The sequence below is a fragment of the Rhodococcus sp. 14-1411-2a genome (assembly GCF_002259485.1).
Taxonomy (GTDB): domain Bacteria; phylum Actinomycetota; class Actinomycetes; order Mycobacteriales; family Mycobacteriaceae; genus Rhodococcoides.
In genome coordinates, this window is sequence record NZ_NPGA01000008.1 from 143,334 (window position 1) to 166,465 (window position 23,132).

A 23,132-nucleotide genomic window follows, 5' to 3' on the forward strand; every position below is an offset into this window, starting at 1 on the left:
GTCAGACCCTTCATCCAATCCTCCAGGAGTAACCAGTGAGCAATCTTCAGGCCCAGGTCGTTGCCGGGGACAGGTCGTTTCGCGTCGAAGGCTACGAACGCATCGAGTACGACCTGATCTACGTCGACGGTGTGTTCGCAATCGAGAACACCGAATTGGCCGATAGTTACCGGCCGTACGGTCGCGCGCTGATGGTCGTCGACGAATCGGTGCACGAGATCTACGGCGACCGGATCAGCGCGTACTTCGATCACTACGACATCGCCCTGACGGTGGTTCCGGTGCACATCGCCGAGACCGCGAAGTCGCTGGAGACGTTCGAGCGCATCGTGGGCGAGTTCGATGCGTTCGGTCTGGTCCGCACCGAGCCGGTGCTGGTGGTAGGCGGCGGATTGACCACGGACGTAGCGGGTTTCGCGTGCGCCAGCTACCGACGGAACACCCCGTACATTCGCATTCCCACCACACTGATCGGCCTGATCGACGCGAGCGTGTCCATCAAGGTGGCCGTCAACTACGGAAAGCACAAGAACCGCCTCGGTGCGTACCACGCGTCGCAGAAGGTGCTGCTGGACTTCTCGTTCCTCGGCACGTTGCCCGAGGATCAGGTGCGCAACGGCATGGCCGAGCTGATCAAGATCTCCGTCGTCGGCAATCTGGAGATCTTCGAGATGCTCGAACAGTACGGTCCGGAACTGCTCCGAACCCGATTCGGTCATCTCGACGGAACAGCGGAATTGCGTTCGGTTGCAGACCGACTGACCTACTCGGCGATCGCGACGATGCTCGAACTCGAGGCACCGAATCTGCACGAGATCGATCTCGATCGCGTCATCGCCTTCGGCCACACCTGGAGCCCGACGCTCGAGCTGACTCCGCCTGCCCCGTTCTTCCACGGCCACGCGATCAACATCGACATGGCGCTGTCGACGACCGTCGCCGAACAGCGTGGTCACCTGTCCACTGCCGATCGCGATCGAGTGCTCGGCGTCATGTCCAGCATCGGGCTGGCATTGGACAGCCCGTACCTGACACCCGAGTTGCTCTCGGAGGCAACGGCATCGATCCTCAAGACCCGCGACGGGATTCTGCGCGCGGCGGTGCCGGACCCGATCGGCACATGCCGCTTTCTCAACGATCTCGACGCAGCCGAGTTGGCCGATGTGCTGACTCTGCACAAGAAGATCTGCCTCGATTTCCCGCGCGCAGGCGAGGGTCTCGACATGTTCACTGCACCGACGCCGTGACCCAGACCCCGCGACCGGTCACCCCGACAACAATTCTGGCGCGCGAGCTCAGCGAGATAGCCGATCTGCTCGACGCCGGTGCCGGGGCGACCGACGAGCTGATCACCCGTGTTCATCGAGCCCGCGATCTCGCGGCGGGACTCGACCCGTATCTCGACACCTGCACCACCTCCCAATCCGCAGCGCTGGCGACACTGGCATCGCGGACCCGCACCGAGGACTGGAGATCACGTGACGTCGTCTCCGGCTCGGGGCCCCTGGAGATGGAAATGCTCTCCGGCCACGTGGAGGGACGCTTTCTTGCGTTTCTCGTGCACATGACCGGGGCGAAGCGGGTGCTCGAGATCGGTATGTTCACCGGCTACTCGGCACTGGCGATGGCCGAGGCTCTGCCCGCGGGCGGCGAGGTGGTCGCGTGCGAGGTGGATCCGTACGTGGCCGAGTTCGCGCGGTCCTGTTTTGCGGATTCGCCTGCGGGCTCGTCCATCACGGTGGAAGTGGGGCCTGCACTGGACACCCTCCGCCGGTTGGAGGGCACGTTCGATCTGGTCTTCGTCGACGCCGACAAGACCGGATACCGCGCGTACGTGGAGCACCTGCTCGGTAGCGAGCTGCTGGCCGACAACGCCGTGATCGCCGTCGACAACACCCTCCTGCAGGGGCAGCCGTACAGCGAACGCCCCACCGAGAACGGCCGGGCCGTCGCAGAATTCAACGAGTACGTGGCGAACGACCCCCGCGTGGAGCAGGTGCTGGTGCCGTTGCGCGACGGCGTCACCTTGATCCGGCGCACATGATCCGCACTGTCGCAGCACTTGTCGGACTCACTGCCACCCTCCCCGCCGACCTCGTGGCGGCGGGGGTGGCTGCCGTCCGCGGCGGCCGGCCCGCCACGCGCCGAACCGACTCCCCCAAGACGGTCATGATCAGCGGCGGGAAGATGACCAAGGCCCTGCAGCTCGCGCGGTCCTTCCATCTCGCCGGGCACCGAGTCGTCCTGGTGGAATCGGCCAAGTACCGTTTCACCGGCCATCGGTTCTCACGTGCGGTCGACCGATTTCACTGTGTACCCGACCCGACCGAATCCGGCTACGCCCGAGCACTTCTGGATGTGGTGCTCCGCGAAGGCGTCGACGTCTTCGTCCCCGTCGCGAGTCCGGCTGCGAGCATCCACGATGCCGACGCACGGGCACTGCTCGATTCGCACTGCGAGGTCCTGCACGGCGACGGCGCGACGGTGCGCATGCTCGACGACAAGTCCAGGTTCTCCGAACACGCTGTGGCGCTCGGCTTGCGCGTTCCCGATTGGCGACGCATCACCGACGTCGAGCAGATCGCGGAGTTCGACTTCCCACCGGGCCGTGAGTACATCCTCAAACGCATCTCGTACAACCCGGTCGGCCGCATGGATCTGACGCGATTGACCCGCGACACGCCTGCCGAAAACCTGCGATTCGCACGCAGTCTCGGGATCTCCGAGGACGATCCGTGGATCCTGCAGCAGTTCGTTGCCGGGCAGGAGTACTGCACCCACGGCACCGTCCGCGCCGGCCGGTTGCAGGTGTACGGCTGCTGTGAATCATCGGCGTTCCAGGTCAACTACGAGATGGTCGACAAGCCCGACATCCTGCGCTGGGTGGAAACGTTCGTCTCTTCGCTGGACGTCACCGGCCAGCTGTCGTTCGACTTCATCGAGTCCGCCGCCGACGGCCACATCTACGCCATCGAGTGCAACCCCCGCACCCACTCGGCCATCACGATGTTCTACGACCATCCCGACCTGGCTGCCGCGTACCTCGACGACGGCCATCCCGTGATCGTGCCGCGTACGACGGCTCGTCCGACCTACTGGATCTACCACGAGGTGTGGCGGCTGCTCACCGAGGGCAACCGAACAGCCCGCTTGCGCAGCATCTTCGAGGGAAAGGACGCCATCCTCGCCGGCTGGGATCCACTTCCCTATCTGTTGGTGCACCACCTCCAAATTCCGTCCCTGCTGGTGCGAAATCTGCTGGCCCGACGCGGATGGTCACGCATCGACTTCAACATCGGCAAGCTCGTGGAGAACGGAGGCGACTGATGACCCTGTCGGTCCTGGTACTGGTCGGATCGTCGGTGGACGAGTTCCACTGCGATCTGTCTCGGGTGTACGCGGGCGGATTCCTCGACGCACTCGGTGGAAATCCCGACTATCGGTTCGAGGTGGCGTTCGTTTCCCCCGGCGGGCTCTGGAGCTTTCCCGGCGGCATCGACGCCGCCAGTGTGGCGTCGGCGCACCAGATGTCGTTGGCGCAGGCGGTGGAGGTCATGTCGTCGTGGCATTTCGACGTCATGGTGCCGCAGATGTTCTGCCTGCCCGGCATGACGACATACCGCAGCCTGTTCGATCTGTTGGGCGTGCCGTACGTGGGCAACGGTCCGGACGTGATGGCGATGACGGCGGACAAAGCTCGCGCCCGAGCCGTCGTCGCAGCGGCCGGGGTAGCCGTTCCCGCCGGTGTCGTGGTGCGGTGCGGCGACGACGTCGACGTCGATCTGCCGGTGGTCGTCAAGCCAGTGGACTCGGACAACTCGATGGGCGTCACACTGGTTCGCGAATCCGACCGGCTGGCAACCGCAGTGAGCGAGGCTCTGACGTATTCGTCTGCGGCACTGGTGGAGTCGTACATCCCCCTCGGCCGCGAGGTCCGTTGCGGCATCATCGCACGAGGAGACGAGCTGATTTGCCTTCCTCTCGAGGAGTATGCCGTCGAGTCGATTCGTACCAGCGCCGACAAGTTGAATCGCACCTCGGACGGGGATCTGTACCTGGTCGCGAAGGAGCAGACCAGGGCCTGGATGGTGGACGTCTCCGATCCGATCACCGAGAAGGTCTGGGCGGCAGCACGATCGTGCTATCGATCTCTCGGCTGCCGGCACTACGGTCTGTTCGACTTCCGGATCGACCCCGACGGACAACCGTGGTTCCTCGAAGCCGGTCTGTACTGCTCGTACTCGCCGTCGAGCGTGCTCGCCGTGATGGCCTCGGCGGCAGGTATCGCCGTCGACGAACTGTTCGCACGAACGCTCGACGAACTGTCGGTGAAGGAGTTGTCCTCGTGACGTTGGGAATCGAGATCGACGAGCTGGACCTGAGCTCCACCGAGACCGAAGAACTGCGAACGCTGTTGGCCGAACACGGCGTGCTGATTCTACGCAGACAGCCCCTGGACGACGCGGGCTTCCTGGCATTTCTCCGGCGGTTCGGCGAGATGATGTTCACCGAGGGCGAGACGCCTGTGCCGGGCTTTCCCGATCTGAACGTCATCAGCAACGTCGGCCGCACCACACCGCCGAAATCGACGTTCCACGTGGACACCACGTATGTACCGAATCCGCCTGCCTACACCGCATTACGCGCGGTCGAGGTACCGGAGGCCGGGGGCAGCACGCTGTTCAGCGACCAGTACGCGGCCTACGACACCTTGCCGGCCGACCGCAAAGCGGACCTGGCCGGAAGAACGGTGACGCACCGAGTGACCGGGGTGGCGTCGGACACCGATTCCTGTGCCGAACATCCTTTGTTCGCAGTGCATCCCGTGACCGGGCGTACCGCACTGGCGTTGTCGGCGCCTGCGCGATGCGTCGCGATCAGCGGAATGTCCACCGAGGAGGCACAGGAGACCGTGCGATACCTGTTCGAGCATTCGACTCGCGAGACCAATGTGCTGCGACACGCGTGGGCACCGGAGGACGTCGTCATGTGGGACAACCGATGTGTGATGCACAGAGCCGATCACAGCGGGGTCGTGGGAAACAGGGTCATGCACCGGGGAATGGTCGCCAATGGTGAATCGCCGTCGGTTATGTGACCGACAACTCAAAGATTTGCCGGTTCGCCCGTAGTCCGGACAATCGAGTCATGACTTCCCCGTTGACGATCAGCCGCGAAACAGCCGTCGGTGCCGAAGCTCGTCTGTCCTGGATATTGTCGGGACTGGCAGGGATGGTGGGTGCAGTTGCCTTCCTCCATTCCGCCGGCTACTTCGTGACCTTCATGACCGGCAACACCGAGCGAGCAGTCGTCGGACACTTCGGGCATCCCGAGGGCAAGGAGGTCACCCCGGGGGCCTCACCGATCGCGGCACTGGCGCTCATGGGCTCTTTCCTGGCAGGCGTCGTGATCTCGTCGATCTGCCGTCGTCGCTACTGGTCGAATCACCCGCACGGAGCAACGGTGCTCACCACGATCGCACTCGCCGGAGCAGGCGCGATCGACATCGCCATCTCCGGATGGTCGTCGGCCAACGTGAACTTCTACCCGATTCTGTTGGTGGCCTTCGCACTCGGTGCTCTCAACACCGCGTTCACGAAGAAGGAAGAGACCTACATTCCCCTGAGCTACGTCACCGGGACCATGGTCAAACTCGGCCAGGGAATCGAGCGGCACATGTTCGGCGGCGGGACGCGCTACGACTGGCTCTGCTACACAGCCCTTCTCGGATCGTTCGCCTTGGGCGGCGCGATCGGAGCCTTCATCGGCGTCGTCATCACCGGCCCGCAGGTACTGCTTCTGACCGCACTGATCAGCTTCGGCGCGACGATCTTCACGTTCACCCACACCGAGCGTCGTTCGCTGCTGGGGTGAGGCCGCCGGCCCGGGTCAGTTCTCGACCAGCGGCGAGGCCACCACGATCTTGCGCAACATCTGCTCGATGAAACCCGGGGACAGGCGTGACCCGATCAGCACTTGCCGCTGCACCAGCCCCTCGATCATCACCACGAGGGTCTCGGCGTCGGACGGCGGATCCTCGGAGTCCAACGAGGCGACGATCCACTGGGTGTAGGTGACGAATGCTGCTCGTTGACTGTCGAACAACTCGCGAATTTCGTCGTCGTGCTGCGCCTCGCCGAGCATGATGTGGCGAGCGATGACCCGTTGGACGGCATCCCCGGTCGTCATGGCGTCGATGAAATCGATGATGCGCGACACCACGATATCGGCGGTGAGCGGCTTGACGTCGACGAGACTGCCGAAGGTCGCTCCGGCCACCTCGAAGTCGCGGACGAACAGCTGACCGAGAGCCAGGTGAAGCAGCCGACTCCGGGTGGGCGCGTGGTAGTTCACCGACCCGGGTCCCAGTCCCGCTGCGGCGTCCACCGCCCGGTGCGTCAAGCCGCGAAGACCTCGGGTGGCGAGCACCTCGATCGCGGCCGTGGCGATCTCGTCGCGCCGACGCACTCTCGACTCGTCGTCCCTGGGGTGTGCCGGACTCATACCGCGCAGTGTAGTGCCCGGCTGTTGACATACATCGATTCCACGACCTAGCCTCAACGAATGTTGAGAGGGGTGGTCGCATGACCCGGGGGCCGACACGACGCCAGATCATGATCGGAGCGGCCGCTGCGGCCACCGTCGCCGTCGTCGGCCCGGTAGCCAAGGCGGTGGCGGCCCCGGCAACCGGTTCGGCGGACGAGTGCGGTGAGCGCTACCAGGGCTACCGCGACGCCGATCGAGATCTGCCGTACGCCCGATACATGGCACAGCGAACGACGCCCGCACCGACCGCCGTCGCGGACGCCTGTGCGGGCCCGGCCCTCGCGCCGGATTCGATTCCTGGATTCGATTCCATCACAACCGATCTCGCGCCCACCGGCTACTCCACGATCGAGACCGGATACGGTCGACGCGCCGATGGAGTGACGTTCGTGGCGGTCCGCACGGTGATGCCGCGCGTGACGGCAGCGATGTGGGACTGGTGGTTCGGCTGGCATTCCACCGAGGCCGCACGCTACAAGCTGTGGCATCCCGACGCCCACCTCTACGCAGCCCTCGCCGAGGATCGAACGGCACTCGACATTCCCGACAAGGCCAAGTACGTCGGCAACACGACTTTCGTGGACGAGTACGTCGGGCCGAAGCTGCAACAGCTGGGCATCGCCTTTCGCGATCCGATTGCGCACGGCTTCGACGTTCCCGCGGATCAGACGATCGTCTTCGGCCGAGTGGGCAGCTCCATCGCGCCGGTGGACCTGGGCTGGCTGGCCCACCAGGTGCGTCCCGTCGACGGCGGTGCCGAGATGCGTAGCCGTTTCTTCCTGAACCTGCGCGGGCTGCACGTACCGGACATCGAGCAGGCCGTGTGCGCCGTCCGCCGCGGGGCGTCCGTCGATCCGACGGACCTCGATCTCGGGGTCGATCTCGCCCGAGATCTGTTGCTGCACTGCGGACAGGAGATGAATCACCTGGCCGGCTTCCTGCCGGAGTTGTACGCCGAGTTCGGGAGCTAGTGCCCCAGAAACACCTTGGCCAGGACTATGAGTGCTGCGATCGCAGCGGTGGCCAGACCACCCAGAATTGCGCGGAAGGTCAACGGGTTGCCGCGAATTCGTTCCGTGACCATCTGAATCGTCGCGATGCGTATCACGATGACTCCGCCGGCCAGCAGTTCCGACCACTGCCCCGGGAGCACCGACAACCAGCCGAGGGCCAGCATCACCGCAGGGACCGTGCCGGAGCTCAGGATCGGCACGGCGTCACGGAATTCCTCGACGGCCTCGAATGTGCGTTGCTCGTCGGTTGCATCGCCGTGCGCTTCGGGAATCTGACTGCTGGCGACGAAATCGGCGAACACATGCGCCAGAAACGTCGTCACCGCCGTGGCCAGAACCAGAACAACAGCCGTTCCGTTCTCGATCGAGCTCGGCGTCGATGCTGCGACCGCCGCCAGAACCAGGATGTTTCCGTAGACGTAGGCCGACAGCCTCTTGGCCGCCCGCGCGGGCTCGAGCGGGCCGTCCGCGCGGGTGACCAGACGGCGATACAGCCGTGTTCTGCGAATACGGGGTTCGGCGTCGCTCATGCAGGAGATCGTTGCACGGCCGAGACGATCATTCGACGGGAACGCCGAGCCGACCGGCCTGGTAGTCCTCGAACGCCTGCAGCACTTCGGACTTGGTGTTCATGACGAACGGGCCTGCCATCGCGACGGGTTCCCTGATCGGCTTGCCGCCGAGAACGAACACCTCCAGCGATTCCCCCGCCGCAGACGCGGACATCTCGATGGTGTCTCCCCGGCCGAACAGCGCCGTCTGCCCCATCCTGATCGGACGCTTCTCCGCGCCCACGGTGCCCTCGCCCGCGAGAACGTAGACCAGTGCGTTGAACTCCCTGTTCCACGGCAGCGTCAGCGCCGCACCCGGTGCGATGGTGCTGTGCGAGAGCGCAATCGGAGTGTACGTCGACCCCGGGCCCTGCATGCCTGCGATCTCGCCGGCAATCACGCGGACCAACGCACCACCGTCGGGACTCGACGCCAGTGCGACTCTGCTGCCGGTGATGTCCTGGTAGCGCGGGTGCGCCATCTTGTTCTCGCGCGGCAGATTGACCCACAGCTGAACACCGTGGAACAGCCCACCCGAGAGCACCAGATGCTCCGGCGGAGCCTCGATGTGCAGGATGCCCCCGCCCGCCGTCATCCATTGCGTGTCGCCACCGCCGATGACTCCGCCGCCGCCGTGAGAGTCCTTGTGCTCCATGATGCCGTCGATCATGTAGGTGACCGTCTCGAACCCGCGATGCGGATGCCACGGCGTCCCCTTCGGCTCGCCGGGCGCGTAGTTGACCTCGCCCATCTGATCCATGTGGATGAACGGGTCGAGCGACGCCATGTCCAGTCCCGCGAATGCGCGACGGACCGGAAAGCCCTCCCCCTCGAATCCCGTCGGTGCCGTCGTGACGGACCGGACCGGCCGGGGGACGGCGGTGGCGTCGGGTATAGGGATTCGGGGCAAGGCGAGGATGTTGTCGACCGTCACTGCAGGCATGGCGTCCCTTTCGGCAATGTAGTTGACTCTGCAACTACTCTGATCGTCTCAACCCGCCGAAGCCCGACGGTATTCCCGCGGTCAGCCCCGCCGGTCGGCCAGCCATTGCCGGATCTCGTCCGTCGGCTGCTCCACGACGTCGTCGAATTCCGAGTGCTTGCCCACGAAGGCCGCTACCAACTCGCAGATCGGCACGATCCGCTTGGCATCGTTGCGGGTGGCGTCGAGCGCCTGCTGCACGAGAATCGTCGCCAGACCACGTCCGCCGTACGCTGCGTCGACCTCGGTGTGGAAGAAGATACGTCTGCCGTGTTCGTCGTCGGCGAACTCGGTGAACCCGACCTGCGAGCCGTCGGCCGAAACCGTGAAACGATCTGCTTGCTGGGTGATTTCGACCTGCGCACCCGTTTTGTCGACCGTCATGTCGCACTCCTCGTTCCAGGAAGGCGCGCACCGCACCTCGTCGATCGTGAACGCTACCGAACACCTGGATCCGGCGCGTTTCCGATCCACAGTCGCATACAGGGGTGCCCGGTGACCGATACTGCCTCTGTACGGTGGAGCGAAGGACCTCGACCGATGAATCATCTAGGGGAAGGAACTTCATGGCTCAGCCAGACAGGCTGGAGAAAGACCCGAACAAGGGTTTCGTGGCCCTGCTGGGGTGGAGTTTGGCCGCGGTGGAAGCACTGGACAAGTTCGATCGGCGCTACGTCGTCGTCGCCCCCGAGTGGGCCGAGGCGTACTGCACCGAGCACGACATTCCATACCTCCCGTGGAACTTCGAGCGACTCAACGATCGCTCACTGGAAATTGCCGAGACCCTGCAGGACAAGGGTGTCGACGTCGCGATCCCGCTCTACGAGGAGACGGTGGAGTGGGCCGGTGCCATCAACTCGGTGCTGCTGGGCAACCCGCGACTGTTCGGTCAGGCGATGCTGCTGCGCGACAAGTCCTTGATGAAGCGTCGCGCCCAACTCGGTGGAATCCGCGTCGGCATCTTCGAAGAGGCCCACGACCGCGAGGACGTCATCCGATTCCTCAAGCGAGTCAACCAGACCTTGCTCAAGCTCGACGGCGATCCGAACGATCCCATCCATGTCAAGGCATTCGACAAGGCAGGCTGCCTCGGCCACCGTGTCATTCGCACCCCCGACGAGGTCGACTCCATTCCCGACGAGGAATTTCCGGCGCTGATGGAATCGCATCTCGACGGTTGGGAGTTCGCCGTCGAAGCATGGATTCACAACGGCAAGATCAAGTTCCTCAACATCTCCGAATACGTCACGCTCGGCTATTCGGTGTTCGTTCCGGCCACACCGGAACTGGAGAAGTACCGCGAGCAGATCACGGTGCAGATCGAGAAGTTGATCAAGACGTTCGACATCGAGTTCGGCTTCATTCATCCCGAGTACTTCGTCACCAGTGACGGCGAGATGTACTTCGGCGAAGTTGCTTACCGCCCACCGGGTTTCAAGGTGTTCGAGCTGCTCGAGCGGGCCTACGGCTTCAACGCCTACCAGGGCCTGGCGTTGGCGTTCGACCCGAAGACCACCGAGGAGGAGATCGACGCCTTCTTCCCGAAGGAGGTCGTCGACGCCACCGGTGTCGCCGGATGTTTCGGGGTGTACCCGCGACGCCGCGTCGTCAGCCAACTGCAGATTCCCGAGGAGACCAGCGGGCACGACTACTACGAGACCAACGATCTGTCGGCACCGGTGGAGGAAACCGTCACCAAGAGAACGGCATTCGGTACCCACTGGGGCCTGCTGTACTTCTTCGGTGAGGACACCTACGTCATGCGTGACTTGTTGAAGCATCAGGAAGAACTGGACTTCTACGTGTGAAGCAGCAACTCGGAGACGACCGCAACCCATCGTCACAGACCATGGACGAGCCGGCACCGACGAACGCGACCACCACCGTGGACAAAGCATTGGCATCACGGTTGGCGCAACTGGACCATGCCGTGCATGCCTTGGCCGATGCACCCGAGTTCAGCAAGAACACCAAGGTGCGAAGAGTTCTGGATGGTGTGCATCGAGTCCTGTTGCAGCCCGGCGGTTGCGGTGCAATTCGCGAACGCGCCGAGGTGCTCGAGAATGCGGGGCTGTTCGCGGGCACCGATTGGGCACAGCCGGACATTCTCGTTCCGGGGTTCGTAGGGCCCAGCTTGCGCAGCGGCAACGACGACACCTTCGTACTCGAGGCGACCAGCGAACTGCGGATGGTCGCGATCGTCGCGGGCGAGTACGAGCATGCTGCGGTGACCGCCGAAGATGCCCGCCGGTTCCTCTCTCAGGTTCTCGCGGTGAATCTCGACGTCCTGTTCACACCACCGTCCGAGTCGGAGCGAGTTCGCCTGGGGCGCACCGCGCATCTGATCCGTGATCTGTTCGGGTACGTGGCCGGGCAGATCGGCTACGACAGTGTGCTCGACGAGTTGGTCGAGGAGATCTGGCGGATTCTGCGGCAGCGTCCGATTCAGGTGGACACCATCAAGGACATGGTCACCCGCATCGCGATCTATCGTGACGATCCCACCGTCGATCTCGGCACGTCCGGTCAAGGTCTGGATCGGTTGATCACGGCATTGTTCGGCACAACCGATGCCTGCCGCGAGGATCCGGGCGTCGAGGTGTACCGATCGCGACTCGAGGCGATGGACGTCGAGGCGTTGCAGTTCGAGGCCCGCGGATTCGCGCGAGCCATGCACGACACCGGGCTCGTCTCCCCGTATCACGCGACGCTGACGCAGTATCTCGTCGACCATTACTCGTACGTTCTGCCCGAGGCCCTCGGCCTTTCCGATACCGGCCGGACCTGCCTGACGCGGTATCCGGAACTGGTGCATCGCCTCATCGAGGAGACGGTGTATCCCGAGACCGCGCAGTGCCTCTACGGATTGGCACTGCTTCTCGATCGCGGGATTCTGCATCAGCCGCCGATCGTGCCGTCCCTGTGGCGGCAGATCTCGCTGAAACTTGCTCCCGCGGTGCGGGAACGACTGATCACCACGTTCGGGCCGGTCCCCGCGCCGGAGTCACGCTTGCTCGGGGGCTTGCTCTCGATGCTGGGGCAGCCCCTCGGCGTGGGCCAGGGCGACAACCCGACGTGTCAGTCGGCGCGGGCATTGTCGATGTGGGCCTACAACGATCCGGACTACCTGCTGCAGATGGTGGTGTGGGCGGCGCGTGACGAGGAGATCGTCATGCACTTCGAGGGGCAGTCGATCTCGTCGACCGAGAGTGTCAGCGGCGTCGCCACGACCGATCCGGTGGACCTCGATCCCGCGTCGCTGTTGCTGGTTCCACACCTCGATCGCATCTATGCCGAGATGGTCCGGCGTTGCGCCGATCGTCCCGGCGACCCGCACCGCTGGGTCAATCCCGAGTTCCACGGGTGGTGGTCGGCACGCGAATTCCACATCGACGTCGATGTCGCGACCGGCAATCTCGTCGACCTGGACGCCTTTCTGCGGCAGTTCTACGCGGCGTACCACCCGGAGTACAACGGGCACCAACCCTTGATCCATCCGCAGCCGGCAGGTGTGGCCGTAACCGACAGCGCCGCACGGTATGTGGGGTGGCACGCCATCACGATCCTGCGCGTGAACACCGATCCCGACGGCACCATGCGGGTGTACTTCTTCAACCCGAACAACGACAGCGGGCAGGACTGGGGCGACGGCGTCGTGGTGGGCACGGCGGGCAACGGCGAACGCGCAGGCGAGGGTTCGCTGCCGTTCGACCAGTTCGCCTCACGGCTGTACATCTTCCACACCGATCCCCTCGAGCACGGCGAGCCGGAGAGAATCCCAGCCGAGGACATCGAGCGCATCCGCGGCTACATCGAACGGAGTTGGGGCGCAGAACGATCGGTGCCCGAGGCCTGAGATCCACTTGTGCGCCCCGAGTCGACAACTCGGGGCCGCACAGGTGATCTTGTGGCGTCAGTCCTTCTTGTCCAACGCTTCCGGCTTGTGCACCGCGTCCTTACCGGATTTGTCGCTCTCGACCCGGTACTGCGGCTCGTCTTTCGATGCCTTCACGGTGCGGCCTGCGGCTTCGGTCTCGGAGGTGATCTTCTCCACCACCGTTCCCTCGGTCGTGTTTCCGTGGGTCTGCCATTCGACCTTGTCGCCCTTGTGCAGTTCGTCCTTCGACATGTTCGCGTTGTCCTTTCGCCGGTGTGAACCCCGCTTACCCGCCGAAGTCTCGATGCAATCAGCTGGTTCCCAGAGCCGGTGCCAGCGTGGTGAACCAGGCCTCACGCAGCTGATCCTCGAACAGCGGCCAGGTGTGCGCGCCCTCCTCGCGCATGGACACCGTTGCCGGCACGTCGGCTCGGCGCAGGGCGTCGACGAAGATCGATGTGCAGTGGTTGACCATGGCCTCCACCGCCATTCCGCCGAACGGTGGGATCGCGCCCTCGGGAATGCGATCCACCGGCCCTGGTAGTCCGCGGGAGGAGCTGACGTAGACCGCGGTTCCGCGCAGCCGCTCGACGTTCAGTGACGGGTCGTGGTCGCGCCATCCCTGACTTCCCGGCAGCCCCCACATGTTGAAGGGGTTGTTGAGTCCGCCGGCGATCATCGCCGAAATACCGGCAGTGGCAAGCGGGTCGGAGGGTGCCGGGCATCCACTGAACGACGCGGCCGCGTCGAACACATCCGGAGCCTGGATCGCGAGATCGAGTGCGGGACCACCACTCATCGACAGCCCTGCCACGCCGCGTCTGCCGGTCGAGCCGTAGGCCGCGTCGACAGCGGCAGGCAATTCGCGGCTCAGGTAGGTCTGCCACTTGTTGCTGCCTAGCACGGGATCGGTTGTCTGCCAATCGGTGTAGAAACTGAAACGACCGCCGATGGGTGCGACGACCGTGACGTTCTTGTCGAGAAAGAACTGCTCGACGCCCGAGTTGTTGAGCCACCCGACTCCGTCCTCGTTGCCGAGTGCGCCGTTGAGCAGCACGAGAGTGGGCGCAGGGCCGCCTTCCGGCGAATGCAACACCTCGTTGGAAATGACCCGATTCATGGACGGGGAGAAGACGTTCAGCACCGCGCGGGTCGCCGACACCTGATGGATGCCGACAGCTCCCGCGGCCGCGTCGGCCGATCCGGAGTTACCCGGCAACGCCTGCGCCGGTGTTCCGGTCATCAGTATCGACGCCGCTGCCGCGGCCGTCGCGACCGCAGCGGATCGAGTTCGTTTCTTTCTCTTCTGCCCCATTGGCAACTTCAGCACCATACGAGGGTCGCACGGATTCCGCTTTCTACCGCTAACGATCGGATTACGAAACCGATCGGTCCGTTCGCTTGCCGCCTGCGGGGCTCAACCGGCTCTGATCCGCGCGGCCTGCAGCGTCAGATGGTGCCGCTCGGGAATCGACGACGCCTTCTCCGCCGCCTCCGCGTACAACTCGGCAGCACGCTGCAGATCACCGGCCTTCTCACACAGGTACGCGGTCGCCGCTGTGTGCCGCGGGACGGCCGGATCGACCTCGCCCAGCGCCTCGAGCCCCGCCTCCGGACCGTCGGCCTCCCCGATCGCCACCGCTCGATTGAGTCGGACCACGGAACTGTCCGTGAGAGCGAGCAACTCGTCGTACCACTCGACGATCTGCGGCCAATCGGTCTCCTCCATACACCGGGCGTCGGCGTGCAAGGCGGCGATGGCCGCCTGCGCCTGGAACTCACCCAACCGATCGCGGGCGAGCGCCGCCTGCAGGATGTGCACTCCCTCCGCCATCAGCGTTGTGTCCCAACGAGATCGATCCTGCCCAGCGAGATCGATGACGTGACCGTCGGGCCCGGTCCTGGCCGAACGCCGGGCGTGGTGCAACAGCATCAGCGCCAACAGTCCGGCCGTTTCCTCGTCGTCGGACAACCCGGCCAACTGCCGGGTCAACCGAATCGCCTCGGCCGCCAGATCGACGTCCCCGGTGTACCCCTCGTTGAAGACGAGATACAGCACCCGCCGCACCGTCCCCACATCACCGGGCGCATCGAAACGCACATCGCGCACCGTGCGTTTGGCGCGGCTGATGCGTTGCGCCATGGTCTTCTCCGGCACCAGGTACGCCCGCGCGATCTGCCGCGTCGTCAATCCCCCGACGGCACGCAGCGTCAGTGCCACCGCTGCCGCCGGACCGAGCGAGGGATGCGCGCACAGAAAGAACAACTGCAGCGTGTCGTCGACGCCGCTCACGGTGCCAGGATCCGGTTGTGCCGCGGCTCGATCCTCTCGTGCTCGTCGCGCCTTCTCGGATCGTTCTGCGTCGAGAAACTTGCGCCACGCGACGGTCACCAGCCAACCCTTCGGATCGGCAGGCGCGTCGGCGACCCACGTGGAGGTCGCCTCGAGCATCGCCTCCGCCGCGGCATCCTCGGCCGACGCGAAGTCGGCTCCGCGGTGGACGAGGACGCCGATCACCGCGGGTGTCAGTGCCCGCAGCACCTGGGGGTCCATGGCGGTCGTCAGTCGGCGATGGTGGGGGGAGCCTCCATGAACGGACGCAGTTCGAGCCATTCGTGAATCGGTTCGCCGCCTGCTCCCGGCGCGGCCGACAACTGCCCGGCGAGTTCGAGCGCCCGCTCGTAGCTCTCCACGTCGATGATCATCCAGCCTGCGATGAGATCCTTGGTCTCGGCGAACGGACCGTCGGTGACCGGCGGCTTGCCCTCACCGCCGGAGCTGACCCAGGTCCCCTCGGGGGCCAGGGCCTGGGCGTCGACGAACTCGCCGGTGGCTTCGAGTTCGGCGGCGAAATCCTGCATGAACTGGATGTGTGCGTGCACCTCCGCAGGCGTCCACCGGTCCATCGGGACGCTGTTGATCGGCTCCGGAGCGCCGCGGTAGTGCTTGAGCATGAGGTACTTGGCCATGGTGTCTCCTGACGTTCGATGCGGCCATTCTTGCCGCATTTGCCCCTGGGACGGAACCGGTCCGCAGATTTCGACACACTCGACGGAAAGGATTCTCAGCGCATCGTGCGCCCTGCCGAGCCCAGCATCTGTGTCGCCTCGACCACGCGAGCCGCCATCGCCGTCTCGGCCGGCTTGCCCCAGGATCGGGGGTCGTAGGCCTTCTTGTTTCCGTACTCGCCGTCGACCTTGAGAACCTGGTCGTACTTGCTCAGCATGTGACCGGCGATGGATCTGGTGAACGCGTACTGGGTGTCGGTGTCGATGTTCATCTTGATCACCCCGCTGGCCACGGCCGAGGCGATGTCCTCTGCGCTGGAACCCGATCCGCCGTGGAACACCAGATCGAAGGGCTTGTCCTTGCCCGTCTCGGCTCCGACGACGGACTGGATCTCGTCGAGGATCTCGGGTCGTAGATGTACCGAGTCGGGGTTGTAGACGCCGTGGACGTTGCCGAAGGTCAGAGCCGTCATGTAGCGACCGCGCTCCCCCGAACCGAGAGCAGCGATCGTGGCGCGCGCATCGTCGACCGTCGAGTACAGCTGTTCGTTGATCTCGTGTGACACCCCGTCCTCTTCGCCGCCGATCACTCCCACTTCGATCTCGAGAATGGTGTCGGCCTCCACCGACAGGTCGAGCAACTCGCGCGCGATCCGCAAATTCTCGTCCAACGGCACGGCCGATCCGTCCCACATGTGCGATTGGTACAGCGGCGGTAGTCCGCGGCCGCGTCGTTCGATCGCGTCGGCCAGCAGGGGGCGGACCCAGTCGTCCAGATTCTCGGCGGGGCAGTGATCGGTGTGCAGCGCCACCGAGATCGAATAGTGCTGCGCCACTTCGTGGGCGTACTGCGCGAGAGCCTTGGAACCGGCGAAGCGGTTCTGCACGGCGTTGCCGGACAGATAGAGCGCGGTGCCGACCGACACCTGAATGATGCCGTCACTCTCGGCTTCGGCGAATCCCTGCAGAGCTGCGTTGAGAGTCTGCGAACCGGTGACGTTGATCGACGGGTAGGCGAACCCACCCTCCTTGGCGCGATCCAGCATGGCGGCGTACTGCTCCGGACTGGCAATCGGCATGGCGGGTCCTATCTTTCGGGTGCGGCTGCGGTCTACGTGCATCCGCAGGAATTGCGATGGGTGAAGGTGGTGGGCACTCGAATGGACCGAGGTGTCTCTTCGCTGCCCTCGATTCGATTCAGCAACAGGTCGGCTGCGGTTCGGCCGATCGTCTGCACGTCCTGCGCCGCCGCGGTGAGCCTGGGCTCGAACAGATCCGACCACTCGAAGTCGTCGTAGCACACGAAGGCGAGGTCGGCCGGGATCGACAAGCCCAGGCCACGAACCGCTTTCAGCGATCCGATGGTCATCGAGTTGTTCATCGACACCAGGGCAGACGGCCGATCCGGACCCGACATCAACTCACGCACCCGGGACTCGGCCACCTCCACACTGGACCGGCCGTCGAGAACGAGTCGAGGATCGAGTTCGATTCCTCGATCCGCCAGTGCGCGGGAGTAGCCGTCGAATCGCTCTGTCGTGGAGGAGATTCCTTCGATGCCGCGGACGATCGCGATGCGTCGATGTCCGGCGTCGAGGAGGTGGGTCGTCAGCTCGTACGCCGACGCGTCGTTCTCCGGGCCCACCTGGTCACAGGAGACATCGAGCATCCGGTCGATCAGCACCAGAGGTGTTCCGCTACGGACGATCTCGGGAATCGTGGAGAATTCCGAGCCGGCTGCGGGCGCGAGAATCATGCCGTCGACCTGACGGTCGAGCAACGAGTCCGTCACCCTGCGCTCGGAGCGAGGCTCGTCGTGCGAGTCACCGAGGATCAACACGTAACCGGCCTCGGACAACCGCTCCTCGACGGCATGGACCAGGCTGCCGAAGTACGGGTTGGTCAATGCGGCGATGGACAGTCCCACGGTGTGCGTCCGACCCGCCGCGAGCGATCGAGCGACGACGTTGCGCCGATAGCCGATCTCGACGATCGCTGCATCGACGCGCTCCCGAGTAGCGGGATTGACGTTGCGGGTTCCGTTGAGCACGTGGGAGACAGTCGATACCGATACCCCGGCCAGGCGAGCAACGTCGTCCATCGTGGGCATGTCAGTACGCCCGAGGCTGTCGGGCCTCGCGGCTCGGCGGAACTGTCATGTCAGCCGCAGGATTCGATCGGCGCGGCATGCGGTCGACCCGATCAGTTCCGCGTTGCGCTCGTCCGAGCCCAGTGCCCAGAACTTCGCGTCCTCGTGCGACTTTCCGTAGGCCTCGTGCCTGGCCACCAGCCGCTCGTGCCGAACCGTCGTGTGCGGGGCCAGAAACCAAACTTCGTCGATCATTGCGCGCGCCGCAGGCCACGCGTCGGACTCCATCAGCAGGTAATTCCCCTCGGTGACGACGAGCGGGACAGTCGACGGGACCGGAATCGAGGACCCGATCGACTCCTCGATCTCGCGCCGAAATCTCGGCGCGTACACGATGGGGTCGCCGGGCTGCTGGTCGTGAATCGCCGCGATCAGCCGCGCATACCCGCCGTCGTCGAACGTGTCGTGGGCACCCTTGCGATCGAGCCGGCCCAGCTCGATCAACACCTCGTTGGCGAGGTGGAATCCGTCCATCGGAACCAGTACCGCGAGTTCCGGCCCGAGCGCATCGACGAGTTGCTGAGCCACAGTGGACTTTCCGGCACCCGGCGCACCGGTCAGGCCGAGTATGCGTCGCTGACCGGATACAGCCGACTTTCGCGCCAGCTCCACGAGTTGTTCGAGGGTGGCTTCCTGTACGTCCTGGTCAGTGCTCACCGTTGTCGCTTTCGAGTCCGTGGGTAGTGAAGTGTGTCGGCGGATAGTTCGTGTAACCACGCTCTGGGGCCGATCACCGAGCAGCGCAATGCGGCAACGTGAGCCGACCTGTCGATGCGCTCGGAAAGGGATCCTGGCTGCGTGGAGTAGTAGGCATACGCGCCGTGGAACGCATCCCCGGCACCCAGAGTATCGACCACTGCGACCGGCTCCACATCGACCGATCCCGATGATCCCTCGGACCACCATTCGACGGGATCGCCGCCGTGGGTCGTGACGACGGTGTGCACGCCGGATCCGACGAGCGCCGCGGCGGTGGAAGCGGTGTCCGAGGTGCCGGGGGCGCGAAAGTCCGCCGAGCACACCATGTCCGTGGCGTGCGGAATCAGCTCGCTCATCACCGGTTTCCAGCGACCGGCGTCCACGACCAACGTGGTAACCCGCGCCGCCGCATGTTCCGCGGCGGCGCAGGCGATCAGGGGGTGGTGCCCGTCGACGAGTACGACGTCGGCACCGGCCACGACGGCCTCGAGATCCTCCGGCGGCGAGGCGTCGGAGTTCACGGCGTCGGCCGAGACGACCGACCGATCACCGGTCGATTCGATCACCGTCACCGCAGAGACGGGCACAGCCCTGGTGGAGCCCTCGGCGGCGTCGAGCACCCGCACTCCGAATGCCGCCAGGTCGGCCTTGATCAGGGCTGCCACCGGGTCGTCTCCGAGCGCGGTGACGAGCACCGCCGTCCCGCCCAGCGCGGCGAAGGTCACCGCCGCGTTGGCAGCAGGTCCTCCCGCCGCGACGAACTGTGCGCTCGAGGTGATCTTCTGGTTGGGTGCCGGCGCTGCCGCCACTCGATGGACGACGTCGAGTGTCGCCAGCCCGACGAAAACACCGACCGGACTTGTCGATTCAGAGGCCTGCGCGTTCATCGTCGGTCGGCTCCTCCGCGCCGGTCATGAGCGCGACGACCTCGGACATGGTGCGGTTCTTCGGATTCACGACGCCTGCACGCTTGCCGAGGCGGTGGATGTGAATTCGATCGGCGACCTCGAACACGTGCGGCATGTCGTGGCTGATGAGCACCACCGGTATGCCTCGGTCGCGGATCGTGCGAATCAGGTCGATCACCATGCCCGACTCCCGCACGCCGAGTGCGGCCGTCGGCTCGTCCATGATGATCACTCCGCGTCCGAACGCTGCCGCCCGGGCAACTGCCACGCCCTGACGCTGACCGCCGGAGAGCGTCTCGACCGCCTGATTGACCGACTTGATGCCGATCTTGAGGTCCTGCAGGTGCTTCGACGATTCCTCGCGCATTCGTGGCATGTCGAGGCGACGAAACAGACTGCCGCTGATGCCTTTACGCTTGATCTCGCGTCCCAGGTAGACGTTCGACGCGATGTCGAGCGCGGGAATGACAGCCAGGTCCTGATAGACCGTCTCGATGCCCGCTGCTCGTGCGTCGCGCGTGTTCTTGAACGACACCGGCGAGCCGTTCATCAGGATCTCGCCCGAGTCGGGAATGACAGCGCCCGCCAAAGCTTTGATGAGACTGGACTTTCCGGCACCGTTGTCGCCGATCACCGCCAGTACCTCACCGGGCCGCAACTCGAAATCGGCACCGTTGATGGCCGTCACACTGCCGTAGGTCTTGACCAGGCCGCGCGCTTCCAGAGCGAGGGGGGCATTCACTGTGACCTCCTACGTGCAAATTGATCGACGGCCACCGCGACGATGACGAGAATGCCGGTCGCGACGTTCTGGTACAGGCTGTCGACGCCTGCTTGGGTGAGACCGTTGCGCAGCACACCGACGATCAGGGTTCCGATGAGAGTCCCGATGACGGTGCCGCGGCCACCGAAGAGGCTGGTTCCACCGATGACGACCGCGGTGATCGTTTCCAGGTTGGCGTTCTGATAGGCGTTCGGGTCGGCGTTGGGGATTCGTCCGAGCGCTGCCCACGCCGCGATCGCCGCGATGACTCCCGTGACGATGTACACCGAGAACAGCACGCGACCGGATTTGATGCCCGACCGATCCGACGCCTGCGGGCTACCACCGACCGCGTAAATGTGCCTGCCCCAGGATGTTTGGGACAACGCGTACCACATCACGGCGTAGACCAGCAGCATCACCACCACGCCGTACGTCGTGGAGAAACTGCCGATCTTGAACGAGGTACCGAGCAGCGTCAGCGGTCCGCTCGGCACCTGGTAGGTCTCGGAGCCGGCCAGCAACCTGGTGGCTGCCTGAATCGCAGTGAACGTGCCGAGCGTGACGATGAACGGTGGCAGTCGCAGCATCGTCACCAATCCGCCGTTGATCGCACCGAACGCCAGGCAGACGGCAAGCGTGGAACCCAGTGCGACCACCGGACCGTTCGCGCCTGCCGACTGCGCCATCACGATGGTGCCCATCACCGCCACCGCACCGATCGACAGATCGATACCGGAGGTCAGGATGATCAGCGTCTGGCCGACGGCGAGAATGCCGACGACCACCGACTGCTGCAGGATCAGAGAAACGTTCTGCGGGTTGAGAAACGAGCTCGAGATCGAGCTGAAGACGATGACGGCGATGAGGAGTGCGGCCATCGGCCCGAGCAGCGGTTCACGCAGAATGGTCCCTACGTTGAACCGGCTCGGAGCCTTGGGCTCGGCGGCGGTGTCAGTACTCACGGATCAGTCCTCGTGTTGGGGCGATGGTCCGGGAATCCGCGATCAGCCCCAGCAATTCTCTTCGCCCCACGCGGTGTCCTGCGACTCGATTCCGTCGACGGGCTGATCGGTGACCAACTGCGAGCCGGTGTCGTTGAAGCCGCTGGGCTTGGTGCCGTCCTCGGCGAACTTCACCACAGCGTCGACACCCTGCTCGGCCATCTTCGCCGGGAACTGCAACACCGTCGCGCCGATGATGCCGGCCTTGACGTTCTCGATGCCGGTGCAACTGCCGTCGATCGAGCCGATGGTGATCTGATCGGCGCGGCCGGCAGACTGAATCGCCTGGTACGCACCCGCTGCTGCGGGCTCGTTGATCGTGTACAGCGCATTGACGCCCGGTGCGCGCTGCAGCAGGTTCTCCATGGCGGTCTGCGCCTTGGTCTGATCGCCGTTGGTGTTCTCCTGGCCGACGATCTCCGGCGAACTGTCGGTCAGGCCCATGCCCTCGAGGAAGCCGTCGTGACGGAACGTGTCGACCGTGCCGCCCGCGGTGCCGTCGAGCATGATGACCTGGGGCGCAGTGGTTCCGAGAGTGCCCTTGACCCATTCGCCCTGGCTGACGCCTGCGGCCTTGTTGTCGGTGGCGAACGTGGCGTCGACCGCGTCCTCGGGGTCGGTTGCGGTGTCGAGGGCGATGACGACGACGCCGGCGTCACGTGCCTTCTTGATCGCGTCCAGGACTCCGGTGGACGAGTTCGGGGTGATCAGAATCCCCTTCACGCCCTGCCCGACCAGGTTCTCGATGGCCGCGACCTGTCCCTCGTTGTCACCGTCGAAAGCGCCGGCCAGAGCCACCAGCTCGGCTCCGCTGGAATCCGCCTGCGCCTGCGCTGCCTCGCGCAGCTTCACGAAGTACGGATTGGAGTCCGTCTTGGTGATGAGTCCGACCTTGACGCTGTCCGAATCCGAACTGCTGCAAGCGGTCAGACCGAACACGAGCGAACCGGCCATGAGCGCGGTGCCGATCGTCAGCGCGGACTTCCGACGGTGATTGAACATGTGGACTCCCTTGTCCCCTAGCCACGCGGTCGCGTCGCTCGATTGCAGTACCCTAGAACGCATACAAGCGCTTGCGCATGCGCTTTCGCGAAACAAACTCGGAGTCTTTTTTCGGCCGACCGGCTGACCGGTTCGTGACGGGGGTCACGTGGTTTGTGTCGACCCGGTTCGCGTCGCCCCTGTCCCCGCAAATGCGCGCGCGTTTGCCATCCGCGCGCGAACTCGTGCCCGATCACCTGGCTATTCCGTGAGCACCTGGCGAATGCGCGCGCATTTGCGATCGCCGATGCCACGCAACACCACCCATCACTTGTTCGGCGGCGAACCCTCCCCCGTCCGCCGAAACCGAGTCCCCAGCCGTCTCCCCGCCGCCCCCGGTTCCCGCAAATGCGCGCGCGTTTGCCGTCCGCGCGCGAACTCGCGCCCGATCACCTGGCTAATCCGTGAGCACCTGGCGAATGCGCGCGCATTTGCGATCGCCGCCGATCAGCCCCCTCCGGCGATCAGCCTCCGACGCCCGAGTACCCGCCTCCCCAGTTCGCGCCGCCCCAGTTCCCGCAAATGCGCGCGCGTTTGCCATCCGCGCGCGAACTCGCGCCCGATCACCTTGCTATTCCGTGAGCACCCAA

At 64.8% G+C, this 23,132-nt stretch carries 24 protein-coding genes; 9 read left to right on the forward strand and 15 right to left on the reverse strand.

Features of this window, described 5'->3' with window-relative positions:
* Window positions 1-35 precede the first annotated feature (35 nt).
* The 6 genes from CH291_RS04575 to CH291_RS04600 are packed head-to-tail and all read left to right on the forward strand — an operon-like array spanning window position 36 to window position 5,874.
* Entirely contained in the window at window positions 36-1,247 is a 1,212-nt protein-coding gene (locus tag CH291_RS04575; RefSeq protein WP_094639246.1) for a sedoheptulose 7-phosphate cyclase, read from the forward strand.
* A complete protein-coding gene (locus CH291_RS04580; RefSeq protein WP_094670372.1) occupies window positions 1,244-2,044 on the forward strand; it encodes an O-methyltransferase in 801 nt (266 codons plus the stop codon). The genes CH291_RS04575 and CH291_RS04580 overlap by 4 nt, the downstream gene beginning before the upstream one ends.
* Complete coding sequence (locus CH291_RS04585) at window positions 2,041-3,327, forward strand: ATP-grasp enzyme (protein WP_094686829.1); 1,287 nt, start codon at window positions 2,041-2,043, stop codon at window positions 3,325-3,327. The genes CH291_RS04580 and CH291_RS04585 overlap by 4 nt, the downstream gene beginning before the upstream one ends.
* Window positions 3,327-4,349, forward strand: a complete 1,023-nt coding sequence (locus tag CH291_RS04590) for a D-alanine--D-alanine ligase (protein WP_094686830.1) — start codon at window positions 3,327-3,329, stop codon at window positions 4,347-4,349. Before CH291_RS04585 ends, CH291_RS04590 begins: the two co-directional genes overlap by 1 nt.
* Window positions 4,346-5,098 (forward strand): TauD/TfdA dioxygenase family protein, encoded by a 753-nt coding sequence (locus tag CH291_RS04595; protein WP_094686831.1) that lies wholly within the window; start codon window positions 4,346-4,348, stop codon window positions 5,096-5,098. The genes CH291_RS04590 and CH291_RS04595 overlap by 4 nt, the downstream gene beginning before the upstream one ends.
* A 50-nt stretch (window positions 5,099-5,148) precedes the next feature.
* Window positions 5,149-5,874 (forward strand): YoaK family protein, encoded by a 726-nt coding sequence (locus tag CH291_RS04600; RefSeq protein ID WP_068055698.1) that lies wholly within the window; start codon window positions 5,149-5,151, stop codon window positions 5,872-5,874.
* Between the two features lie 15 nt (window positions 5,875-5,889).
* Here CH291_RS04600 and CH291_RS27025 read toward each other — a convergent pair whose 3' ends face one another.
* Entirely contained in the window at window positions 5,890-6,504 is a 615-nt protein-coding gene (locus CH291_RS27025; protein ID WP_068055695.1) for a TetR/AcrR family transcriptional regulator, read from the reverse strand.
* Between the two features lie 80 nt (window positions 6,505-6,584).
* Between CH291_RS27025 and CH291_RS04610 the strand changes: the two genes are divergently transcribed.
* Window positions 6,585-7,517: a DAPG hydrolase family protein gene (locus CH291_RS04610; protein ID WP_255183077.1), complete on the forward strand. Its 933-nt coding sequence runs from the start codon at window positions 6,585-6,587 to the stop codon at window positions 7,515-7,517.
* On the opposite strand, the gene CH291_RS04615 is transcribed toward CH291_RS04610, so the two are convergent.
* From CH291_RS04615 to CH291_RS04625, 3 genes are all read right to left on the reverse strand, one after another.
* The gene (locus CH291_RS04615) at window positions 7,514-8,089 is read right to left on the reverse strand and encodes a hypothetical protein (RefSeq protein WP_094686832.1); all 576 of its coding nucleotides are present in this window, start codon (window positions 8,087-8,089) and stop codon (window positions 7,514-7,516) included. The two genes, CH291_RS04610 and CH291_RS04615, sit on opposite strands and share 4 nt — an antisense overlap.
* Before the next feature lie 28 nt (window positions 8,090-8,117).
* Window positions 8,118-9,053 (reverse strand): pirin family protein, encoded by a 936-nt coding sequence (locus CH291_RS04620; RefSeq protein ID WP_094686833.1) that lies wholly within the window; start codon window positions 9,051-9,053, stop codon window positions 8,118-8,120.
* 81 nt (window positions 9,054-9,134) lie between these two features.
* Window positions 9,135-9,476, reverse strand: coding sequence for a GNAT family N-acetyltransferase (locus CH291_RS04625; protein ID WP_094686834.1), 342 nt, complete (start codon window positions 9,474-9,476; stop codon window positions 9,135-9,137).
* Window positions 9,477-9,658: 182 nt separating this feature from the next.
* Between CH291_RS04625 and CH291_RS04630 the strand changes: the two genes are divergently transcribed.
* On the forward strand, window positions 9,659-10,900 hold the full coding sequence (locus CH291_RS04630; protein WP_094639239.1) for an ATP-grasp domain-containing protein: 1,242 nt from the start codon (window positions 9,659-9,661) through the stop codon (window positions 10,898-10,900).
* 41 nt (window positions 10,901-10,941) lie between these two features.
* Window positions 10,942-12,948: a hypothetical protein gene (locus CH291_RS04635; RefSeq protein ID WP_094686879.1), complete on the forward strand. Its 2,007-nt coding sequence runs from the start codon at window positions 10,942-10,944 to the stop codon at window positions 12,946-12,948.
* 57 nt (window positions 12,949-13,005) lie between these two features.
* On the opposite strand, the gene CH291_RS04640 is transcribed toward CH291_RS04635, so the two are convergent.
* From CH291_RS04640 to CH291_RS04690, 11 genes are all read right to left on the reverse strand, one after another.
* The gene (locus CH291_RS04640; protein WP_068055681.1) at window positions 13,006-13,221 is read right to left on the reverse strand and encodes a DUF2945 domain-containing protein; all 216 of its coding nucleotides are present in this window, start codon (window positions 13,219-13,221) and stop codon (window positions 13,006-13,008) included.
* A gap of 58 nt (window positions 13,222-13,279) precedes the next feature.
* Window positions 13,280-14,284, reverse strand: a complete 1,005-nt coding sequence (locus CH291_RS04645; protein WP_256980732.1) for an alpha/beta hydrolase — start codon at window positions 14,282-14,284, stop codon at window positions 13,280-13,282.
* Window positions 14,285-14,386: 102 nt separating this feature from the next.
* Complete coding sequence (locus tag CH291_RS04650; RefSeq protein ID WP_094686835.1) at window positions 14,387-15,523, reverse strand: RNA polymerase sigma factor; 1,137 nt, start codon at window positions 15,521-15,523, stop codon at window positions 14,387-14,389.
* 8 nt (window positions 15,524-15,531) lie between these two features.
* Window positions 15,532-15,939, reverse strand: coding sequence for a YciI family protein (locus CH291_RS04655; protein WP_094686836.1), 408 nt, complete (start codon window positions 15,937-15,939; stop codon window positions 15,532-15,534).
* Window positions 15,940-16,034: 95 nt separating this feature from the next.
* The gene (gene fbaA / locus CH291_RS04660; protein ID WP_094686837.1) at window positions 16,035-17,057 is read right to left on the reverse strand and encodes a class II fructose-bisphosphate aldolase; all 1,023 of its coding nucleotides are present in this window, start codon (window positions 17,055-17,057) and stop codon (window positions 16,035-16,037) included.
* A gap of 32 nt (window positions 17,058-17,089) precedes the next feature.
* Window positions 17,090-18,079 carry a LacI family DNA-binding transcriptional regulator gene (locus tag CH291_RS04665; protein WP_256980733.1) on the reverse strand — a complete coding sequence of 330 codons (990 nt, stop codon included), beginning with the start codon at window positions 18,077-18,079 and terminating at the stop codon, window positions 17,090-17,092.
* A 54-nt stretch (window positions 18,080-18,133) separates the two neighbouring features.
* Window positions 18,134-18,784, reverse strand: a complete 651-nt coding sequence (locus tag CH291_RS04670; RefSeq protein ID WP_094686839.1) for a nucleoside/nucleotide kinase family protein — start codon at window positions 18,782-18,784, stop codon at window positions 18,134-18,136.
* Window positions 18,781-19,713 (reverse strand): PfkB family carbohydrate kinase, encoded by a 933-nt coding sequence (locus tag CH291_RS04675; protein ID WP_094686840.1) that lies wholly within the window; start codon window positions 19,711-19,713, stop codon window positions 18,781-18,783. The genes CH291_RS04670 and CH291_RS04675 overlap by 4 nt, the downstream gene beginning before the upstream one ends.
* Window positions 19,694-20,476 carry an ATP-binding cassette domain-containing protein gene (locus tag CH291_RS04680; protein WP_068055667.1) on the reverse strand — a complete coding sequence of 261 codons (783 nt, stop codon included), beginning with the start codon at window positions 20,474-20,476 and terminating at the stop codon, window positions 19,694-19,696. The genes CH291_RS04675 and CH291_RS04680 overlap by 20 nt, the downstream gene beginning before the upstream one ends.
* Complete coding sequence (locus tag CH291_RS04685) at window positions 20,473-21,462, reverse strand: ABC transporter permease (RefSeq protein WP_094670362.1); 990 nt, start codon at window positions 21,460-21,462, stop codon at window positions 20,473-20,475. Before CH291_RS04685 ends, CH291_RS04680 begins: the two co-directional genes overlap by 4 nt.
* A gap of 42 nt (window positions 21,463-21,504) precedes the next feature.
* A complete protein-coding gene (locus CH291_RS04690) occupies window positions 21,505-22,503 on the reverse strand; it encodes a substrate-binding domain-containing protein (protein WP_094639232.1) in 999 nt (332 codons plus the stop codon).
* Window positions 22,504-23,132 lie beyond the last annotated feature (629 nt).